Source organism: Streptomyces sp. NPDC049597 (assembly GCF_040675505.1).
Lineage (GTDB): Bacteria > Actinomycetota > Actinomycetes > Streptomycetales > Streptomycetaceae > Streptomyces.
Window position 1 is genome coordinate 13,490 of the sequence record NZ_JBFAOY010000028.1, and the last position, 16,225, is coordinate 29,714.

General features: G+C 67.3%; 20 protein-coding genes and 1 tRNA gene. 5 read left to right on the forward strand and 16 right to left on the reverse strand.

The window, feature by feature from the left end; translation table 11 throughout:
• Positions 1-15: 15 nt before the first annotated feature.
• Positions 16-1,248, forward strand: a complete 1,233-nt coding sequence (locus tag AB0K02_RS26635) for an XRE family transcriptional regulator (RefSeq protein ID WP_365995052.1) — start codon at positions 16-18, stop codon at positions 1,246-1,248.
• 1,021 nt (positions 1,249-2,269) lie between these two features.
• Positions 2,270-3,745, forward strand: coding sequence for a beta-propeller fold lactonase family protein (locus tag AB0K02_RS26640; RefSeq protein ID WP_365995053.1), 1,476 nt, complete (start codon positions 2,270-2,272; stop codon positions 3,743-3,745).
• 252 nt (positions 3,746-3,997) lie between these two features.
• Here the strand turns inward: AB0K02_RS26640 and AB0K02_RS26645 are convergent, their stop codons facing one another.
• The 3 genes from AB0K02_RS26645 to AB0K02_RS26655 form a co-directional block, all read right to left on the reverse strand.
• Positions 3,998-4,507, reverse strand: a complete 510-nt coding sequence (locus AB0K02_RS26645; RefSeq protein ID WP_365995054.1) for a phosphoribosyltransferase — start codon at positions 4,505-4,507, stop codon at positions 3,998-4,000.
• A 14-nt stretch (positions 4,508-4,521) separates the two neighbouring features.
• Positions 4,522-5,097: a dCTP deaminase gene (gene dcd, locus AB0K02_RS26650; RefSeq protein ID WP_365995055.1), complete on the reverse strand. Its 576-nt coding sequence runs from the start codon at positions 5,095-5,097 to the stop codon at positions 4,522-4,524.
• A gap of 73 nt (positions 5,098-5,170) precedes the next feature.
• Positions 5,171-5,347: a hypothetical protein gene (locus AB0K02_RS26655; RefSeq protein ID WP_365995056.1), complete on the reverse strand. Its 177-nt coding sequence runs from the start codon at positions 5,345-5,347 to the stop codon at positions 5,171-5,173.
• A 220-nt stretch (positions 5,348-5,567) separates the two neighbouring features.
• On the opposite strand from AB0K02_RS26655, the gene AB0K02_RS26660 reads away from it, so the two are divergent.
• A tRNA-Gly gene (locus AB0K02_RS26660) sits at positions 5,568-5,641 on the forward strand.
• A 51-nt stretch (positions 5,642-5,692) separates the two neighbouring features.
• On the opposite strand, the gene AB0K02_RS26665 is transcribed toward AB0K02_RS26660, so the two are convergent.
• From AB0K02_RS26665 to AB0K02_RS26720, 12 genes are all read right to left on the reverse strand, one after another.
• Positions 5,693-6,865, reverse strand: a complete 1,173-nt coding sequence (locus AB0K02_RS26665; RefSeq protein ID WP_365995057.1) for a site-specific integrase — start codon at positions 6,863-6,865, stop codon at positions 5,693-5,695.
• Positions 6,865-7,077: a helix-turn-helix domain-containing protein gene (locus AB0K02_RS26670; RefSeq protein ID WP_365995059.1), complete on the reverse strand. Its 213-nt coding sequence runs from the start codon at positions 7,075-7,077 to the stop codon at positions 6,865-6,867. Before AB0K02_RS26670 ends, AB0K02_RS26665 begins: the two co-directional genes overlap by 1 nt.
• The gene (repSA, locus tag AB0K02_RS26675; RefSeq protein WP_365995060.1) at positions 7,074-8,444 is read right to left on the reverse strand and encodes a replication initiator protein RepSA; all 1,371 of its coding nucleotides are present in this window, start codon (positions 8,442-8,444) and stop codon (positions 7,074-7,076) included. The genes AB0K02_RS26670 and repSA overlap by 4 nt, the downstream gene beginning before the upstream one ends.
• Complete coding sequence (locus tag AB0K02_RS26680) at positions 8,441-8,635, reverse strand: hypothetical protein (protein ID WP_365995061.1); 195 nt, start codon at positions 8,633-8,635, stop codon at positions 8,441-8,443. The genes repSA and AB0K02_RS26680 overlap by 4 nt, the downstream gene beginning before the upstream one ends.
• Positions 8,636-8,727: 92 nt before the next feature.
• Entirely contained in the window at positions 8,728-9,039 is a 312-nt protein-coding gene (locus tag AB0K02_RS26685) for a SpdD-like protein (RefSeq protein WP_365995062.1), read from the reverse strand.
• 25 nt (positions 9,040-9,064) lie between these two features.
• Positions 9,065-9,220: a hypothetical protein gene (locus AB0K02_RS26690; protein ID WP_365995063.1), complete on the reverse strand. Its 156-nt coding sequence runs from the start codon at positions 9,218-9,220 to the stop codon at positions 9,065-9,067.
• A 16-nt stretch (positions 9,221-9,236) separates the two neighbouring features.
• On the reverse strand, positions 9,237-9,431 hold the full coding sequence (locus tag AB0K02_RS26695) for a mobile element transfer protein (RefSeq protein WP_365995064.1): 195 nt from the start codon (positions 9,429-9,431) through the stop codon (positions 9,237-9,239).
• A 1-nt stretch (position 9,432) separates the two neighbouring features.
• Complete coding sequence (locus AB0K02_RS26700) at positions 9,433-9,627, reverse strand: hypothetical protein (protein WP_365995065.1); 195 nt, start codon at positions 9,625-9,627, stop codon at positions 9,433-9,435.
• A 20-nt stretch (positions 9,628-9,647) separates the two neighbouring features.
• The gene (locus tag AB0K02_RS26705) at positions 9,648-10,289 is read right to left on the reverse strand and encodes a DUF2637 domain-containing protein (protein ID WP_365995066.1); all 642 of its coding nucleotides are present in this window, start codon (positions 10,287-10,289) and stop codon (positions 9,648-9,650) included.
• 88 nt (positions 10,290-10,377) lie between these two features.
• Positions 10,378-11,736 carry an FtsK/SpoIIIE domain-containing protein gene (locus tag AB0K02_RS26710; protein WP_365995067.1) on the reverse strand — a complete coding sequence of 453 codons (1,359 nt, stop codon included), beginning with the start codon at positions 11,734-11,736 and terminating at the stop codon, positions 10,378-10,380.
• A 2-nt stretch (positions 11,737-11,738) separates the two neighbouring features.
• Positions 11,739-12,095 (reverse strand): hypothetical protein, encoded by a 357-nt coding sequence (locus AB0K02_RS26715; protein ID WP_365995068.1) that lies wholly within the window; start codon positions 12,093-12,095, stop codon positions 11,739-11,741.
• A gap of 139 nt (positions 12,096-12,234) precedes the next feature.
• Positions 12,235-13,014: a GntR family transcriptional regulator gene (locus AB0K02_RS26720; protein ID WP_365995069.1), complete on the reverse strand. Its 780-nt coding sequence runs from the start codon at positions 13,012-13,014 to the stop codon at positions 12,235-12,237.
• Between the two features lie 18 nt (positions 13,015-13,032).
• Between AB0K02_RS26720 and AB0K02_RS26725 the strand changes: the two genes are divergently transcribed.
• Both AB0K02_RS26725 and AB0K02_RS26730 read left to right on the forward strand, forming a co-directional pair.
• A complete protein-coding gene (locus AB0K02_RS26725; protein WP_365995070.1) occupies positions 13,033-13,500 on the forward strand; it encodes an NUDIX domain-containing protein in 468 nt (155 codons plus the stop codon).
• A gap of 21 nt (positions 13,501-13,521) precedes the next feature.
• On the forward strand, positions 13,522-13,731 hold the full coding sequence (locus AB0K02_RS26730) for an e9imm peptide (RefSeq protein WP_365995071.1): 210 nt from the start codon (positions 13,522-13,524) through the stop codon (positions 13,729-13,731).
• Positions 13,732-14,077: 346 nt separating this feature from the next.
• Here the strand turns inward: AB0K02_RS26730 and AB0K02_RS26735 are convergent, their stop codons facing one another.
• Positions 14,078-16,135: a hypothetical protein gene (locus AB0K02_RS26735; protein WP_365995072.1), complete on the reverse strand. Its 2,058-nt coding sequence runs from the start codon at positions 16,133-16,135 to the stop codon at positions 14,078-14,080.
• Between the last annotated feature and the right edge of the window lie 90 nt (positions 16,136-16,225).

The following is a 16,225-nucleotide window of genomic DNA, read 5'->3' on the forward strand; positions in this document are numbered from 1 at the left end:
CCGATGGGAGGGCACATGAGCGACGACCGTCCGGCATGGGCGCGACGTATCGCGGCGGAGCGAGAGACGCGGCAGTGGTCACAAGCTGAGGCCGTGGCTGCCCTACGAGCACACGCACCGAAGCGGCTGCCTGAGGGCGCGAGCATGGTGCGGCAGTGGAAGCGCTGGGAGTCCGGTGAAGTCACGCCGAGCGAGTTCTACCAGCCGATCATTGCCGCAACCTTCGGCACTGTGACCCATGCGATCTTCCCCGTCGCCAGCCGACGAGACGGAAACGCCGAGATCATCGCGGCCAGCGGCATGGAAACGCTCGACATCATCAGCCGCTTGCAGGCGTCCGACGTCGACAGCGCCACTCTGGACGCTCTGCGGATCACCACCGATCGGCTGTGCTCTGAGTACCCGCACCTGCCGAGCGGCCAGCTTGCGATGGAGGGACGCCAATGGCTCAAGCGTGTGGCCGGCCTCCAGGCTCAGCGACTCACTCTTGCCCAGCACCGGGAGGTGCTCACGCTCTCAGGATGGCTGGCCCTCCTGATCGGCTGTGTCGAGTACGACATGGGCGACCGAGGAGCCGCTGAGAGCACGCGCCGCGCCGCTCTGTCGCTCGCCAACGAGGCGGGTAACTCGGAGATCGCCGGTTGGGCTCACGAGATGCGTGCATGGTTCGCCCTGACCACTGGCGACTACCGCGGCATCCTTGCTGCCTCACAGGCAGGAACGGACGCCGCGCCAAACCATGGGGTGGCCGTCCAGCTTGCAGCCCAGGAAGCCAAGGGATGGGCCCGACTTGGTGATCGTCGGCAGACTGAGGTTGCACTCGATCGCGGCCGCAAGCTGCTCGAAGGAATGCCGTACCCCGAAAACCTTGATCACCACTTCGTGGTGGACCCGGCGAAGTTCGATTTCTATGCGATGGACTGCTACCGACTCCTCGGAGAGGACCGCTTCGCGGAGAACCTAGCTCACGAGGTGATTCGTGCGGGGACAGACTTTGACGGAACCGAACGCGCACCGATGAGGATGGCCGAGGCTCGGATCACACTCGGGGTAGTAGCCGCTCGGCAGGGCGATCTGGACCAAGCCGTGACCTACGGAACGTGGGCACTCAAAGGTGATCGGCAGTCCTTGCCGTCGCTCCTCATGGTCAGTCGAGAACTGGCCGGGATCGTCAACCGCGATTACGCCAGCGAAGCAGCTGGCCGCGAGTACCTTGACCACCTGAACACGCTCAGCCGCACCAGCTGAGTTGCGCGGACAGAGTTTCCCTACGTCATCAAGGCTCGCTGCGCTCGCTGCTGAGGGCCGGTCATCGAGCACAGGTCCCGCCGGTCCAGCCGCCACACGTAGCCAAGCCACACTGGACCGGCTCTGTCCCATGCTCGCCATACGCCCGAGTCGCCCCCAGCAGACCTCAAGACGCCAGCGCACCGGGCCCGGGGGAAGAGACGGTCGCTCGGAAGAACACCACATTGGACGCATCGAGCGTCTGCATTCCCGACCTCCTGAACTGCGGTAGCAGTCTGATGCAGAGATCAGAGGTGCCGCGCCAAGGCGCGGCGGCGCCGGCCGGACGCCGCCGCGCTTGCCCCTCAATGTCTACGCCACCGGGGCCGCACGTCGTCGCCCGCCCGCGCCCACAAGGGGGCGAAAGAACCAGGCCGGGGGTGGGGACGGACGGCTCCACGGCTTTACCCACCTCCCCGATCCGGGACCCGCGTCGAGCAAGACCAGGGGGCCACTCGGACACATTGCGGGCAGGGGACAAACCTGCCCGAGTAGCCGGCAAGCGTACGGCCCCCTGATCATGCACGACCCCAAACCAGGCAGGACACCGGCCAAAGCCGATCCACCGCCCTCACGTAGGAGGCGGCACGCGCCCTGCCTTCCTCCCGCGCGATCGAAGCCGTCCAGGACGTACGGCGGCGCATGGTCCCGTTCGGGCCGCATCCCCTCGTCGCGGACTGCAACGAGCGGGCAAGGACACTCCAGGCGGCCTGGGGCTCGACCCCCGTCTCCTCTTCCTCCGTCTGTGGCGGCTTCGCTAACAGAGCGGCGTCCCTTGCCGCATGTCCGCGCCGTACCGCTCGGCTCGCCCGTATAGCCCTCTCTCCTGCGTTTTGAGCAGCATGTAATTGATCGGACACTTAGCGTGAGCTGCGGCGAACAGCGCCGCGGCGACCCCTGACGTCCCTGACAGGGCATCGGTCGCCGCCCTCATTTCGGAGCACGGGAAGCACGTCGGTGGCGTGCACTACAGGAGGTCTTCATGTCGGGTATTGCAGTCTCGGGGGCGCCGGGGCGGGGACGCAAGGGGCGAAGTCGCAGGGGCAGAGGTTCGTGGTGGGTGCTGTTGCGGGCCTGGGTGACGGGACTGGCGGTCCTGGCCGGCCTGGCCGTCCCGCTCGCCGTAGCCACGCCCGCCGCCGCGCAGACCGGAACCTTCGCCTACGTCGCCAACACCAACGCGGACACAGTGTCGGTGATCGACACAGCCACCAACACCGTCACCGCCACCGTCACCGTCGGCGACAACCCCACGCTGTTGGCGGTCACGCCGGACGGCTCCCGCGTCTACGTCGCCAACGCCGGCTCGGACAACGTGTCCGTGATCGACACAGCCACCAACACCGTCATCGACACCGTCACCGTCGGCGACAACCCCACGGGTGTGGCGGTCACGCCGGACGGCTCCCGCGTCTACGTCGCCAACGGCCTCTCGGACAACGTGTCCGTGATCGACACAGCCACCAACACCGTCATCGACACCGTCACCGTCGGTGACTTCCCCAACGGGGTGGCGGTCACGCCGGACGGCTCCCGCGTCTACGTCGTCAACAGCCTCTCGGACAACGTGTCCGTGATCGACACAGCCACCAACACCGTCATCGACACCGTCACCGTCGGCGACTTCCCTGGGGGTGTGGCGGTCACGCCGGACGGCTCCCGCGTCTACGTCACCAACAGCTTCGATGACACCGTGTCGGTGATCGCCACGACCACCAATACCGTCATCGACACCGTCACCGTCGGCGACGGCCCCGCGAGGGTGGCGGTCACGCCGGACGGCTCCCGCGCCTACGTCACCAACGCCCTCTCGGACAACGTGTCCGTGATCGACACAGCCACCAACACCGTCATCGACACCGTCACCGTCGGCGACTTCCCCCTGGATGTGGCGGTCACGCCGGACGGCTCCCGCGCCTACGTCACCAACAGCCTCGCTGACAGCGTGTCGGTGATCGCCACGGCCACCAACGCCGTCATCGACACCGTCACCGTCGGCGACGGCCCCAATGGAGTGGCGATCGGGACCATCGATGCGGACCGGACCCCGACCAAGCTGACGCTGAGGCTGGAGAAGAAGGGGAAGGGGAAGGGGAAGGGGAAGGGGAAGGACGTCGTGGACGCCCTGGGCGCCGGGGGCAGGGACGGCCTCACTCTGAAGGCCAAGCTGACCGCCGAGGGCTGGCCCCTGGCAGGCAAGCCCATCGACTTCACCACCGACTCCGTCTCGCTGTGCACCGACACCACCGACAGCAAGGGCAAGGCCACCTGCAAGGTCCCGCGCAGCCGGGCCAACGAGACCTGCTACACCGCCACCTTCGCCGGCGACGACACCTACGAGCCCTCCACCGCCACCTTCTGCAGGTTCAACGGCAAGACCGACAGGCTGTCAGAACTGGCGGGTCCGGAAGGCCTGAGCGTTATCCCCAGCCCGGCACTGCCGCCGGCCAGGACATGAACGTGATCCTGCGCGACCAAGCCCCGGCCACTTCACGCCGACGCCCACAGCCACGCGACTGATCACCTCGAAGGCACTGCCCCGCCAGGGCATGTCGTCGCTTCATGGCTCGTGGCCCTGACCCCGCCTGGGGTCAGGGCCACGACGGTGCCATGGGGGGCTCGATCGACGACACCGCGCGCATCGACGCATGAGGCGAGTGGCGAGCGCCTCGCGCAACAGGCCCGGCGGAACAGCAGGTCAGATGTGTTCTTATAGAGCTTCGCGCGACGGAGAGATCGGTGCGCCGGACTTACGGCATGGAGGCAACACAGACCAGGGGAAGTTGATCCAGTCGTCGGTGCGCTTCCAGACGTACTCGCACTTCACGAGCGAGTGCGACTTCTCGTAGATCACGGCGCTGCGGACCTCGGCGACGTGGTCGACGCAGAAGTCGTGGACGAGCTTGAGCGTCTTGCCCGTGTCGGCAACGTCGTCGGCGATCAGGACCTTCTTGTCGGAGAAGTCGATGGCGTTGGGCACCGGCGCCAGCATGACCGGCATCTCCAGCGTCGTCCCCACGCCGGTGTAGAACTCCACGTTGACCAGGTGGATGTTCTTGCAGTCCAGCGCGTAGGCGAGACCGCCGGCGACGAAGACGCCGCCGCGCGCGATGGAGAGCACGATGTCGGGCTCGTAGCCGTCGTCGGCGATGGTCTGCGCGAGCTCACGGATCGCGCCGCCGAACCGCTCGTACGTCAGGTTCTCCCGTACGTCACTCATGTTCGTTCCGGCCCTCACACCTGCGTCCGATGGAAATTGAGGAAGGACCGGGAGGCCGTCGGGCCCCGCTGGCCCTGGTACCGGGATCCGTACCGCTCGCTCCCGTACGGCTCCTCTGCGGGGGAGCTGAGCCGGAACATGCAGAGCTGCCCGATCTTCATGCCCGGCCAGAGCTTGATCGGCAGCGTGGCGAGGTTCGACAGCTCCAGGGTCACGTGCCCGGAGAACCCGGGGTCGATGAAGCCGGCAGTGGAGTGCGTCACCAGGCCGAGCCGCCCGAGGGAGCTCTTCCCCTCCAGTCTCGACGCGATGTCGTCCGGCAGCGAGATGACCTCGTAGGTCGAGGCGAGCACGAACTCGCCCGGGTGCAGGATGAACGCCTCGTCGCCCTCCGGCTCGACGAGCCGCGTCAGATCGGCCTGCTCGACGGCGGGGTCGATGTGGGGGTAACGGTGATTCTCGAACACCCGGAAGTAGCGGTCCAGCCGCACGTCGATGCTCGAGGGCTGCACCATGGATTCGTCGTACGGATCGATGCGCACGCGCCCGGCGTCGATCTCGGCCCGGATGTCCTTGTCTGAGAGAAGCACGCCCCGAGGATACGCAGAGCGCGCGGGCGGCCCCCAATCGGACACCGGCCCGCGCGCCCGGCCGCCGCCTCGGCTACCGCTTGCTCTGCTCCACGACGGGCACGGCATGCCGCAGCCGCGCGCACCGAGGACACCGGATCAGCCGCCCCGGCCCGAGCCGGTCGGGACCGAGCTGCTGCATAGGAAACGAAGCGGTGGTGAACACGTGCCCCTCGGCACAGCGGACGACGGTGCGCTCCATCAGGTCCATCGGGCCCCTTCCCCAACGAATACGGACGAAGGCCCACATTAAGGGATGATCCGGACCCGCCCCGGGCGGCACTCCGCGCCCCGAGGTTACGCCTCAACTCCCGCACCACGCACCCGCATCCGCCCTCCCGGAAACACGAACACCCCGCGGCGTCATACACCGGGGGGCGAGCGATGGGGTAGAGTGTGCGACGATGCGGCACCGATCACCGGTGCGCTACGCGGGTGTAGTTTAATGGTAGAACATGAGCTTCCCAAGCTCAGAGCGCGGGTTCGATTCCCGTCACCCGCTCCACGAGAAAGCCCCAGGCCAGCGGCCCGGGGCTTCTTTGTTGTCTAGACCGGATCAAGCTTCGCGTGCCCGTTCCGTGCCCGATCCCTGATCATCGGGCACGCTGTCGGCCTTCTCACGCTCGGCGCGGACACGGGCGTCGATCCCGTCGGCCACCTCCCGCTGACGCTCAAGGTTCGAGTGCTGATAGATCAGCGCGGCCCGCTCGGAGGACTGCCCGGCTCGGACCATCGTGTCCTTGAGCGTGGCACCCGACTGCGTCGAGAGGGTGTGACCGGTGTGACGAAGGTCGTAGAAGCGGAAGTTCTCCGGCAGCCCGACCGCCGCACGAGCCTTACGCCACTTCCGCCCGAAGGTGGAGCGCCGAAACGGCTTGCCGCGCTCCCCCACGAACAGCAGTCCGTCCGGCTGCTTCTCCGCGTACCAGGCGAGGTGCCGCTTGAGGTCCTTCTCCAGAAAGGCCGGCAGGACGAGGAACCGCTTGCCCGCGTCGGACTTTGTGTCGCCCGGTGCCCGCCGACCGGTGGTGAGTTCGGGCTCGGCGGTCCGCACCCAGATGCCGACGTTCTCCAGGTCGACATCACGACGGCGCATCGCGGCCTGTTCCTCCGGCCGGGCCGGGCCGTAGGCGGCGATGTAGACCATCAGCCGCCAGCGAGGCCCGAGGGCGTCGGCGAGCGCGTCGACCTGGGCGACAGTGGCGGTCGGACGCTCCTCGGCGGTCTCCTTGCCCGCGCCCCTGATACGGCAGGGGTTGCGGCGGATCAGCTCGTCATCGGCGGCGGTCTCCATGATGGCTTTCAGTAGCCGGTACGCCTTGGCGACCGTGGTTTCCGCCCCGGTGGTGTCGAGGCGTTCCGAACGCCAGGAGCGGACGCGGGGCGGGGTGATCTCGTCCAGGTCCAGGTCCTCGAAGGCAGGCAGGATGTGCAGTCGGAGCAGCCGCCGATACAGCTCGTCCGTCGTGGGCGAGAGACGACGCTCTTTGACCCACCGCAGCGCATAGTCCTTGAAGTTGACCGCCCCGGCATCGGGGTCCGCCCAGTCACCGCGCCGGATCTCGGTCTGCTGCTCAGCCAGCCAGTCGTCAGCATCCCGTGCAGTCTCGAAGGTGTGCGGCGCCGGGCGGTCGACGCCATCGGGGCCGAGGTACCGAGCCTGATAGCGGCCAGAAGGCAGCTTCCGGATGCGACCAAAGCGCCGCTTGTTCTTCTTGTTCCTCGCCATCAAGCAGCCCTCCCGTACCGAGCGCGGCGACGGCGGATGGGCTGGACGGTGTTGCCGTCGATGTAGGCGTCCAGCGCGCTTTCCGAGATCCGCACATGGCGGCCGACCTTGACGAAGGCGATCCGCCGTTCGGCGATGAGCCGCCGAGGGAAACGGGCGGTGGTGCCGAGGCGTTCGGCGGCTTGCTCAACGGTCAGCAGGAGGTCACTCACGACCGGTCTCCTTCCAGGGCTGCGAGGGCTTCGCGGGCGGTCTCGCGGTTGAGTTGGATGTCTCGGGCGATCGAGGCGGCGAGGGCGGACTCACCAGGGGTGTGGCCATGCCCGGCGTACTCCCAGGAGGCGAGGACCAGGACGGTGTCCGGGTCGCCGAGGGCGTCGTGTTCCTGGGCGGCGCGGTAGTCGGCGCGGATCTGGCGCAGTGCGCCGAGGGTGGTGGAGTAGCGGCGGGACTTGGTGGAGAAGTGGCCGCGGAAGCCGAGCATGTGCGCCCAGGCCCCGAGCTTGCGGTCGGGGTAGAGGGGCGCGAGGTCGAGGCAGGCCTCGATGAGGCGGCGGGGGTGGTCGGGGACGTCCAGGAGGTCGAGGACTTCCCGGTTGCCGATGCGGCGGTCGAGGCTGCCGGTCGACTCGGCTGCCTTGGTGGCGTACTTGGCCACGTAGGCGGCGACGGCCTGTTCGGTGATGTCGGAGCCGTCGTCGAAGGCTTTGACGGGTCGGATGTCGAGCTGGGTGCCCCAGCGGAAAGGCCGGCAGGGCTGGTCCCCGGCGGCCGGGACGGTGATCGAGGTGTAGGAGTGGGCGACCGCCGCGCGGATGGAGTCGTCGAGCAGCTGCACGGTGGCCCAGGACGGCGGGGCCGTGTCGGGGCCGTCGGGTCCGTCGAGGCGGATCACGGCGTGGAAGTGGATCGCTCCGCGCTTCTGGAACTCGGCGACCTTGCCGTACGAGACCCGCAGCACGTCTTTCAGCTCGCGCTGGGTGAGTCCGGCGCGGGCGGCGATCTCCCGGCGCAGGCGGGTGGTGAAGCGCTGCCAGAGCTCCCCGGCATGGTTGTTGAACAAGACGGCTCCGGCGTAGTCGTACGTCGCCGGGTCGAGGGCGGTGCCGAGAGCAGGATCGTCCTCTGGGTGGCGGGTGCCGCAGCGGCAGACGCCACGGTCGGGCCGGTTATGGACCGGGCCGAACGAGGGGGCGGTGAGGGTCGCGAAGACGCGCGGGTGATCGCGGACGGTTGCGGGGATGTCCCTGGATTCGTCCCCGGCCAGGCCCGCCCGGATGAGGTGGTAGGTGTCTCCGGCGTAGGTGTAGGCGCAGGTGGGGCAGCGGGAGGCGCGGCGGTTGCCGCAGGCGACGCGGAGCCGTCCGTCTGGCTCGGTGTCGGTGGAGTAGCGGCGCAGGGTCTCGCCGGTGGTGCGGTCTTTGGCGAGGGTCCAGCCGGTGAGGTGGATGGGGTCGGAGCAGCCGCCGGTGCGGTGCACCTGGTCTTTCCAGCGGTCGAAGCCGGGGGACCCGGCCACCCGGAGAACATCGTCCAGGGTGGCCGGGTCCAGGCCCGCCGCGGTGGCGGTGTGGGTCATGCGGCCACCTCGATGCGGGCGGGGATCGGCTGGCGGGCGGGGCGGGTGCCGGTGCCGTGGCAGGCCGGGCAGTGGACGGTGATGGTGCGCAGGTTCCCGTGCCGGTCGCGGCCGCCGAGGGTGACGCGGACCGTGGGGAAGCCGTCGCAGTTCGAGCAGACCCGCACGGCGTGGGTGGTGGGCTGGGCCATGATGGGTGTTCCTTCCGGATCGTTTGGTTCGGGCAGGGACACGGCTCCCGGGGCGGGCAAGACTTGGCGGTTGAGACCGCCCCGGGGGCCGGTCAGCGGCGCTTGCGCTCGGATGCGATCAGCGAGCGGACGACGAGCGCGCACACGGCGACCGAGGCCGCGGTAATTGCGACCGCCAAGAGCATCGAGACCAGAACCGCGCCGACGACCAGGACGACGGCGGTGCCGCCACCGACGAAGGCGAGCGCGGTGCCGGGCGTGAGCCGGACCGTGGGCCGGACCGGTGCTGCCGGGGCGACGGGGGCTGGGGCAGGGGTGTGCTGGACGATCGCGGTCGGCTCGACGACGGGCGGGGTGACGACGCCGGTCGGAGTCGGCATGGTGGGGATCTTCGGGCGGAGCATCAGTGGTTCTCCCTTCGGTGGTGCGCTACTTGACGGCGGTGTCGATGACGGGCGCCAGCAGGCTGTCCGCGAGGAGGTAGCCGCCGAGGAGCAGCACAGCGACGAGCCACCAGGGCGGGCGGATGAGGCTGATGCCGAGGGCACCGACGACGATCAGAGCGAGCCAGAGCGGAACGTCCATGGCGGTGATCTCCCGATCAGTCGGTGATGCGGCAGCGGTGGGTGCGGGCGGCGAGCTGAGCGGCGGAGGAGCTGGAGAAGTCGGCGGACCAGCCGCAGCGGTCGGCGGTGCAGACGGCGGCGTGCTTGGTGCGGCCGTGCCGGTCGCGGTGCGTGCCGATCTGCACGGGGCCGATCCGCATGACGGAGTGGAACTGGTCGCGGGCGGGCATGTCAGTTGGTCTCCGTTCGGGTGGTCGTTGGGTCGGGGTAGGTGGCGCGGATTCCGGCGGCGGTGGCCGCGTCGGTGGTGAGCTGGGCGGCTTCCTCGGCGAGCAGGTGAGCGAGGTAGGGCCTGTCAGCGGCAGTCATCTCGCGGGCGCTGTCGAGGTAGTCGGCGGCGGTCAAGTCGGCCGGGTCACGGATCACAGGTGTTGCTCCCTTCGAGGTCACGCGAGTTGAGCGGCGATGGCGTCGGCCATCGGGGCCGGAACGCCAAGTCGGGCGCGCAGTGTGTCGACGTCGATCGGTGAGCCGGTACGGGCCTGGTGGTCGTCGGCGACCTTGCGGGCGTGGTCGACGAGCGCGGCCGGGACCGGCGGAGCCGGGGCGAGAGCGGGCTCAGGCGCTGCCGGTAGAGCCGGGGCAGGCTCCGGCTCGGGTGCGACCTCCGGTTCGGCCGGCACCACCTCGACCGGCTCGGGCTCCGGCTCGTGGCCCTGGTCGGTCGCAGCTGGTGAGTGGGCGAGGAGGGTGCCGCCGAGGAAGGCGAGCGCGGGCCAACCAGCGATGCCGAAGCGCAGCCAGGCGGGCGGATGCGCCAGGTCGAGGAATCCGGCGGTGGCGACGTTCGCGCCGAGCGAGGCGACCAGCGCGATCAGGAACCAGCACCAGGCGAGCCGGGACGGGCCGTCCGAGCGGAGCCGTCGCCAGGCGGCGACCAGGAGCAGGTCGACACTGACCGGGTAGGCCCATGCCTTCCATCCGGTCTGTCCGGCAGCGGCGGCGAGGTCGTGCAGGTGGGCGAAGGACAGGGCCCCGGCGATCACGGCTTGCACGAGGACGGCGTCGATGCGGAGCGAGCGGGTCATGTCTTCACCTCCTTTGCAGGGCGTTTTGGGCATGGCGGGGGTAGGGAGCTGGCGCGAGGCGGTCGCGCCGACCGAGATGCGGGGCAGGTCAGGCGGAGGCGGGTGCCTCGGTGGGGGCCGGGATCTTGACGAGGGAGACCGTGGGCGGCAGTTCGGGCCGGAAGGCGGCGAGGCCGGGCAGTTCCGGGGTGCGGTGGGCGTGCCGGTTGCAGGCGTTGACGGCCTGGCGCATCGAGGTGTGCGGGGTGCGGATGCGGGCCCAGCCGCCGGACGAGTCGCCGGTGACGGCGAGGCCGGGGGTATCGGTCGGGATGGAGATGGCGGCCAGGACGGCGTCGGGGGCGATGTCGCCGAAGGCCATGTTGGCGGAGGTTTCGTCGTTGACGCGGTGGGCGGTGCGGGCGGTGAGCTGGGCGCGGAGCATGGTGATGCCCTTGCCGAGTTCGGAGCCGAAGCGCTGCCCGCAGATCTCCAGGTAGATGCCGGCGGCGCGGCCGAGCTGGGCGAGCCGGGCGAGCGCGGTGATAATGCGGTCCCGGCGCTTCTCCTCGTCCTTAGTGGCGAACAGGGCGAGTTCGGCGACCTCGTCGACGAGCAGCACGATCGGGGTCGGGCGCAGGTGGTCGGGCAGGTCCCAGATGTCGGCCGCGATCTCCGCATCCGGCACGTGTGCGGTGATGCGCTGTTCAGCGCGAATCAGTTGGTAGACGCCCTCCATGTGCGTGACGAGCGCGTCGAGGAGTTCGGCGGCGGCGTCGGGGTTGTCGGCCAGCGCGGAGAACCGCCGTGCCAGCGGGAACAGCTCCACACCCTGTTTGCAGTCGATGCCGACCAAGGCCACGTCCTGCGCGGCGAGTTCGGCGACCAAGTTGCGCTGATACACAGACTTGCCGGACTTCGTGGCCCCGACAGTCAGGGCGTGGGGGGTGGTGCGGTAATCGCGGTAGTGCACAGCACCGTCCTCGCACAGTGCGACCGGGATCCGCATCGGCACACGTTCGACCTTGGCGGGCATCTGCACCCGAGCCAGGACGTCGTAGCCGGTCATCCGCAGCTCGACCACACCCGAGCGGATCTCACGCGAGGTGACGCCGTACATCGCGAACGAGTGCCGCAGCCGGTCACACGAGGCGGCCACGTCGAAGGCGTCCTGGCCAGGCCGCAGTCCCAGCCCTAAGACCAGTCCGGTCCGGGTCGGGCGGAGCCTCAGGATGCGCGGTGCGCGCGGCTGGGGAGCTGGGCGGTTGGCCATCCGGGCGATGGCGAGCCGCCAGCGAGGCGGCGGGACGGTTAGCCCGCAGGCGTCCATGACCGAGCTGTAGCGGACCAAGACGCGCAGCGTGGCGAGGGTGACGCCGAAGGTCAGCCAGTACCAGGCGGGGCGCCGCCACCGCAGGAGACCCGCGACGGCGACGACCACCAGGAGCGCGACCGTGAAGCCGGTCATGATCAGGCCGCCTTCGGCTTCGTGGCGTTCTCGACCAGCGACGTGACGGCGACCGCGCGGAAGGCGATGCCGTGACGGCGCTGCCCGTTGAACTCGTTCTCCCACGGCCGGGCGATCAGGCCCGTGATCGCGACCGGGGTGCCCATGACCAGGTCGCTGGAGACGCCGGTTTCCGGCACGGTCACCGAAAGGATCTCCACCTCACCGTTCGCCGCGAACATCACGTCGACGGTCGACAGCGCGGCACCAGTCTCGGCGTCCATCGCACGCTCACCGGTGCGGCGGTCCTTCACCTTTGGCTGCGGGGGCTGGGCCACCATCACGGAGGCGGCGGAAGTGTCGACGGGGATCTGACGCACAGAGATCACTCCTCTAGATGTGCTGGACTCCATCACTCATGTATATGAGTGCACATGAAGAAGAGTGCATGACTCCTGTACATGAGTCAACCCGCCAGGGCGAAGAAGTCCCGGCGGGTTGCGAAGAGTTGAGCGAGCGTCAGTCGGCCGCGGGGATGCGGTACTCGAAAACGAACTGGTCAGCGGCCATGAGAGTGTCGCAGACCTCCACGACCCGACCGGCTTCGGTGACCGCGTTGCGGAGCAGGTGCACAACGGGCGCGCCGGAGCTCAACGCCAGTTCGGACGCCTCAGCCTTGGAGGCCGGGCGCGCTGTCAGCGTCTCGACGAACTCGGCGAAGGTGTGGCCGTCGTCCTCCAGGCGGGCGTAGATGCCGCCGGGGCCGGGGTTCTCGGCGAACAGTTCGGGGATGTCTTTGACCACGTCCCACGGCAGGTACGAGGTAGCCGTCTCGACGGGGACGCCGTTGCGGAAGTAGAGCCGCCGCCGGGCGAGGACTTGAGTGCCGGCAGAAACGCCGAGCCGGTCGGCGATCTCCTCGGGAGCTTCCATCGGGCCGATGTAGAGAACGCTCACCTTGGCCGTGGCGCCGGACTGGGCCGACTCGGCGAGGTAGGCGGCCTTGCCGCCCCGGCGGTGCGAGGCGCGGAAGCGATCCGAGGAGCGCAGCCGCACGGGCGGCCGGTCCTTCACGATCGAGCCCTTACCGTGCCGGGTGTCCACGAGTCCGCTGGCCCGGACCTCCACCATCGCCTTACGGATCGTCCCGCCTGAGACGCCGTAGCGCTCCACCAGCTCGGATTCACTCGGCACCAGGTCACCAGGCTTGAGGACGCCCGCCCGGATCTGCTGAACGATCTCTTCGGCGATCTGAACGTACCGAGGTACGGCCCTCCCACCTCCTACGGCTGTTCCCATAGTCCTTCTCACTCTCCTATGCTCCTGTACATGAGTAACAGCGCCCGAGAGACCCAGTCAACGCCACTGCACTCCGTGTCCGTCGCGGGAGCAGTGGTGCGCGAGGACGGGCGACTCCTGGCGATCCGCCGAGCCGACAACGGAACGTGGGAGCTCCCGGGCGGCGTGCTCGAGCTCACCGAGGCCCCCGAAGACGGCGTAGCCCGAGAAGTCTGGGAAGAGACAGGCATCCGGGTCGAGGTGGACGAGCTCACCGGGGTCTACAAGAACACGACGCGCGGGATCGTGGCGCTGGTGTTCCGGTGCAAGCCGTCAGGCGGCGTTGAGCGAACCTCCGCTGAGTCGACGGCGGTTGACTGGCTCACTCCCGAGGAAGTCTCTGAGCGGATGGGTGAGGTCTACGCGGTGCGCCTGCTCGACGCGTTGGACGGACAAGGCCCACATGTCCGCAGCCACGACGGCCGCCGACTGATCACGGCACGGTGAGTGATGCAGCGCAGGACGCGGATGAGTCGTGAAGAGGCGATACCCCTTGTCGAATGCCTGATGAACGGAGGCACAGACGACGAGGCGAAAGACGACGCGATCATGGAAGCCCTGGAGCGCGGACTCGCGTGCCCTCACATCGGCAACTACATCTTCTGGGACTTCGACCAAGAGCTGAGCGCTGCGAAGATCGTAGATCGCGCTTTGGCATACAAGCCGATCGCCCTCTGAGGGAGTGGCGCGGTAAGAGTTTCTCTACTTCATCAAGGCGCTCCCGCCGCGCACAGCGCGGCGGCGCGCGGCCCGGCGACTCGGGCCGCGCTCCTGTCTTCGCCCCGCTCCGGCCCGGCCGCCGGCCGCCCGCCATCAGGGCAACGGCTTGATGGGGTTGAACCCCGATGGGGCTGGGGCGTTCGGCTCCACGGCTTTAGGCAGCCACCATGGGGCGAGCCTCGAAGATCATGGCCCCAACGTCGTGCTTAACGGGCAGGTCCACAGACTGCCCGACTCGCCGGAAGCTTACGGGGCCATGATCTCTCGCCCCATGGCAGCTCCCGCCCAAAGCCGCTACGCCTCCCTATACCAGCAGCCTTTCGGGGATATCTACGACGCTGTAGACACAATTCGACAGCCACTCTCGGACCACCGCGGGATCTTCGCTCAAAGTCAGGATCACTTGCGCCCGGCCACCTTCCCCGCGGAGCTGAGAGCAGGAACGCAGGAAGGATCTCATAGCCGCGGGCCCGACGTCGTACATTCTCGGCCCGTCAAGTAGCAACAGACCGGGGTGGCATCCACTAACGGAAGCGCTGGTCTGCACGAGGCTAAGCAAATAGGCCCAGCGCAGCTTAAGGCCGTCGCTCGCCGAACCTTGGAATCCGAGGTCACTGTCCCCGTGAGCAGGGCGCATAGTCTGTGGATCAATAGAAATTTCACGAGGTGCAAATACAAGGAACTCGAACGTTCCCAAGAAATCCTGCAGCTCGTTCTGCCACCGGGTGAGCTTCCTGTCATCCGCAGGGCTGAATTCGTCATCTCCTAGCGAGTCGAGCTCCGACTTGAGGCCGATAGCATTGCGTTGCGCCGCCAGCAGGTCATTGACGACTACCTGAGCGCTGTCACGCAATCGGACAAGTTCGCGGAACCTGGCCTCCGCAGTGAGCTTCGACTGTAGCCGCTCGATCGAGACGTTGGGGGCCTCAGCTTCGAGGTCGGCCTGTAGGGCTCTAATTCGTGCACGAATTCCACCCGCCTCCTGCTCGAGCGCAGAACGCGCGGATTCATTGGCGCGCGCACTGGCAGAAGCGTCACTGATCACATTGGAGACGGTTTCGAGTTGCTGCGCAACAAGCGCGGCACTCTCAATGGTTGAAAGCACCGGTGCGCCGGATAGGCTCTCCGTTCCGTCCAGCGATTGCTGGCAGGTGGGGCAATCATGGTGCCCGATGGCACGTGCCGAAAATCGCGCCCCCATGCTTTCGAGAGCAGAGATATCTTTATAGCGGCGAAGTTCTTGCTCCAGCAGCCGTCGCCTCTTTTCGAGAACCCCTCTCTGCATATCCATCATGCTTGCTGAATCATCCAGAGACTGCAGTTCGATCGTAATACTCCGCAATCGACTGCGAGCTTCACTCAACGCGGCATTCAGAGTGGACGCTCCGCTCTCAGTAAGTTGAGGTCGCATCAATGCCCTGGCTTCTTGAATCTCTCTTTGGAGATGGTCAAGTGTTTCCTGGAGCGATTCCCAACGATCCCGATTGAATACTGTGAGCACAGATCCGGCGGCAACTCCATCGGAATCAGCACCAAACAGTGGGTTGCGATAGAACGTCGGGGTGCCGAATTCACTAGTTCCGACTACTCGAGCATTGGATACCTGTGCCGCTGCATCGAGAGCACCCCGCAGCGAAGCATACTCCGCCCGAAGCAGCGAGAGGCGTTGCTGTAGTTCCGACCTACGCCTAGCCCGCTCCATGATGTCAAGCTTTAGGTAGAACTCGATCGACCGCCGAAGCGGCTCACGGATTTGATACTGCGTAGGCATCTTCGGCATGATGCCGGACCAGCCTTGCTTCTGTTCCACGAAGAACAGAGAAGCTAGTACTTGCAGATAGAGAGGAACTTCCTTTCCGCCGTATGTTGGCACCACAGGAAGGTCCCAGCCGAGGAACCGTCCCAGATAGTGATGAAAGCCGGCCTCGTTCTGCGCAGTTCCCCCTCGTCCCACGTAGAAGTAGACCGGTTCGCCGGCGCCGCTTCCTCCGCCCGATAGTAGGCGCCCAGGCCACACAGTCACAAGGTCGGGCTTAATTCCCTCCGGAGGGACAGCGTATCGGCGTACGGTGATTTCAGACTCGCCGTTAGAGATTTCAACATCAACCCAGGACTGCAGGACTGGTCGTTCGGCGCCCCCCACCTTGACACTCTGAGTAAGTGCCGTTGTCAGAATCCCTTGCTTGCCCGGTTTAAGCGTCCCTTCAAGGCCCAGGGCATACATGATTGAGTTCAGTAGCAGTGTTTTACCAGAGCTATTTTTTGCTCGAATGATGGTAAGACCATCTCCGAAGCGCGTGGCGAAACTGACGGTGCCTTCGGGTGTTCGTGACGTGATGGATACTGCCGTGACGCGCAACAAGATGCCCCCCTCAGCGAATCAATGCGATAGCGCGCTTGAGTTTTGCCGATGAAATTGATCCGAGGCGCATCAAGAATTCCTTCTCCTCGG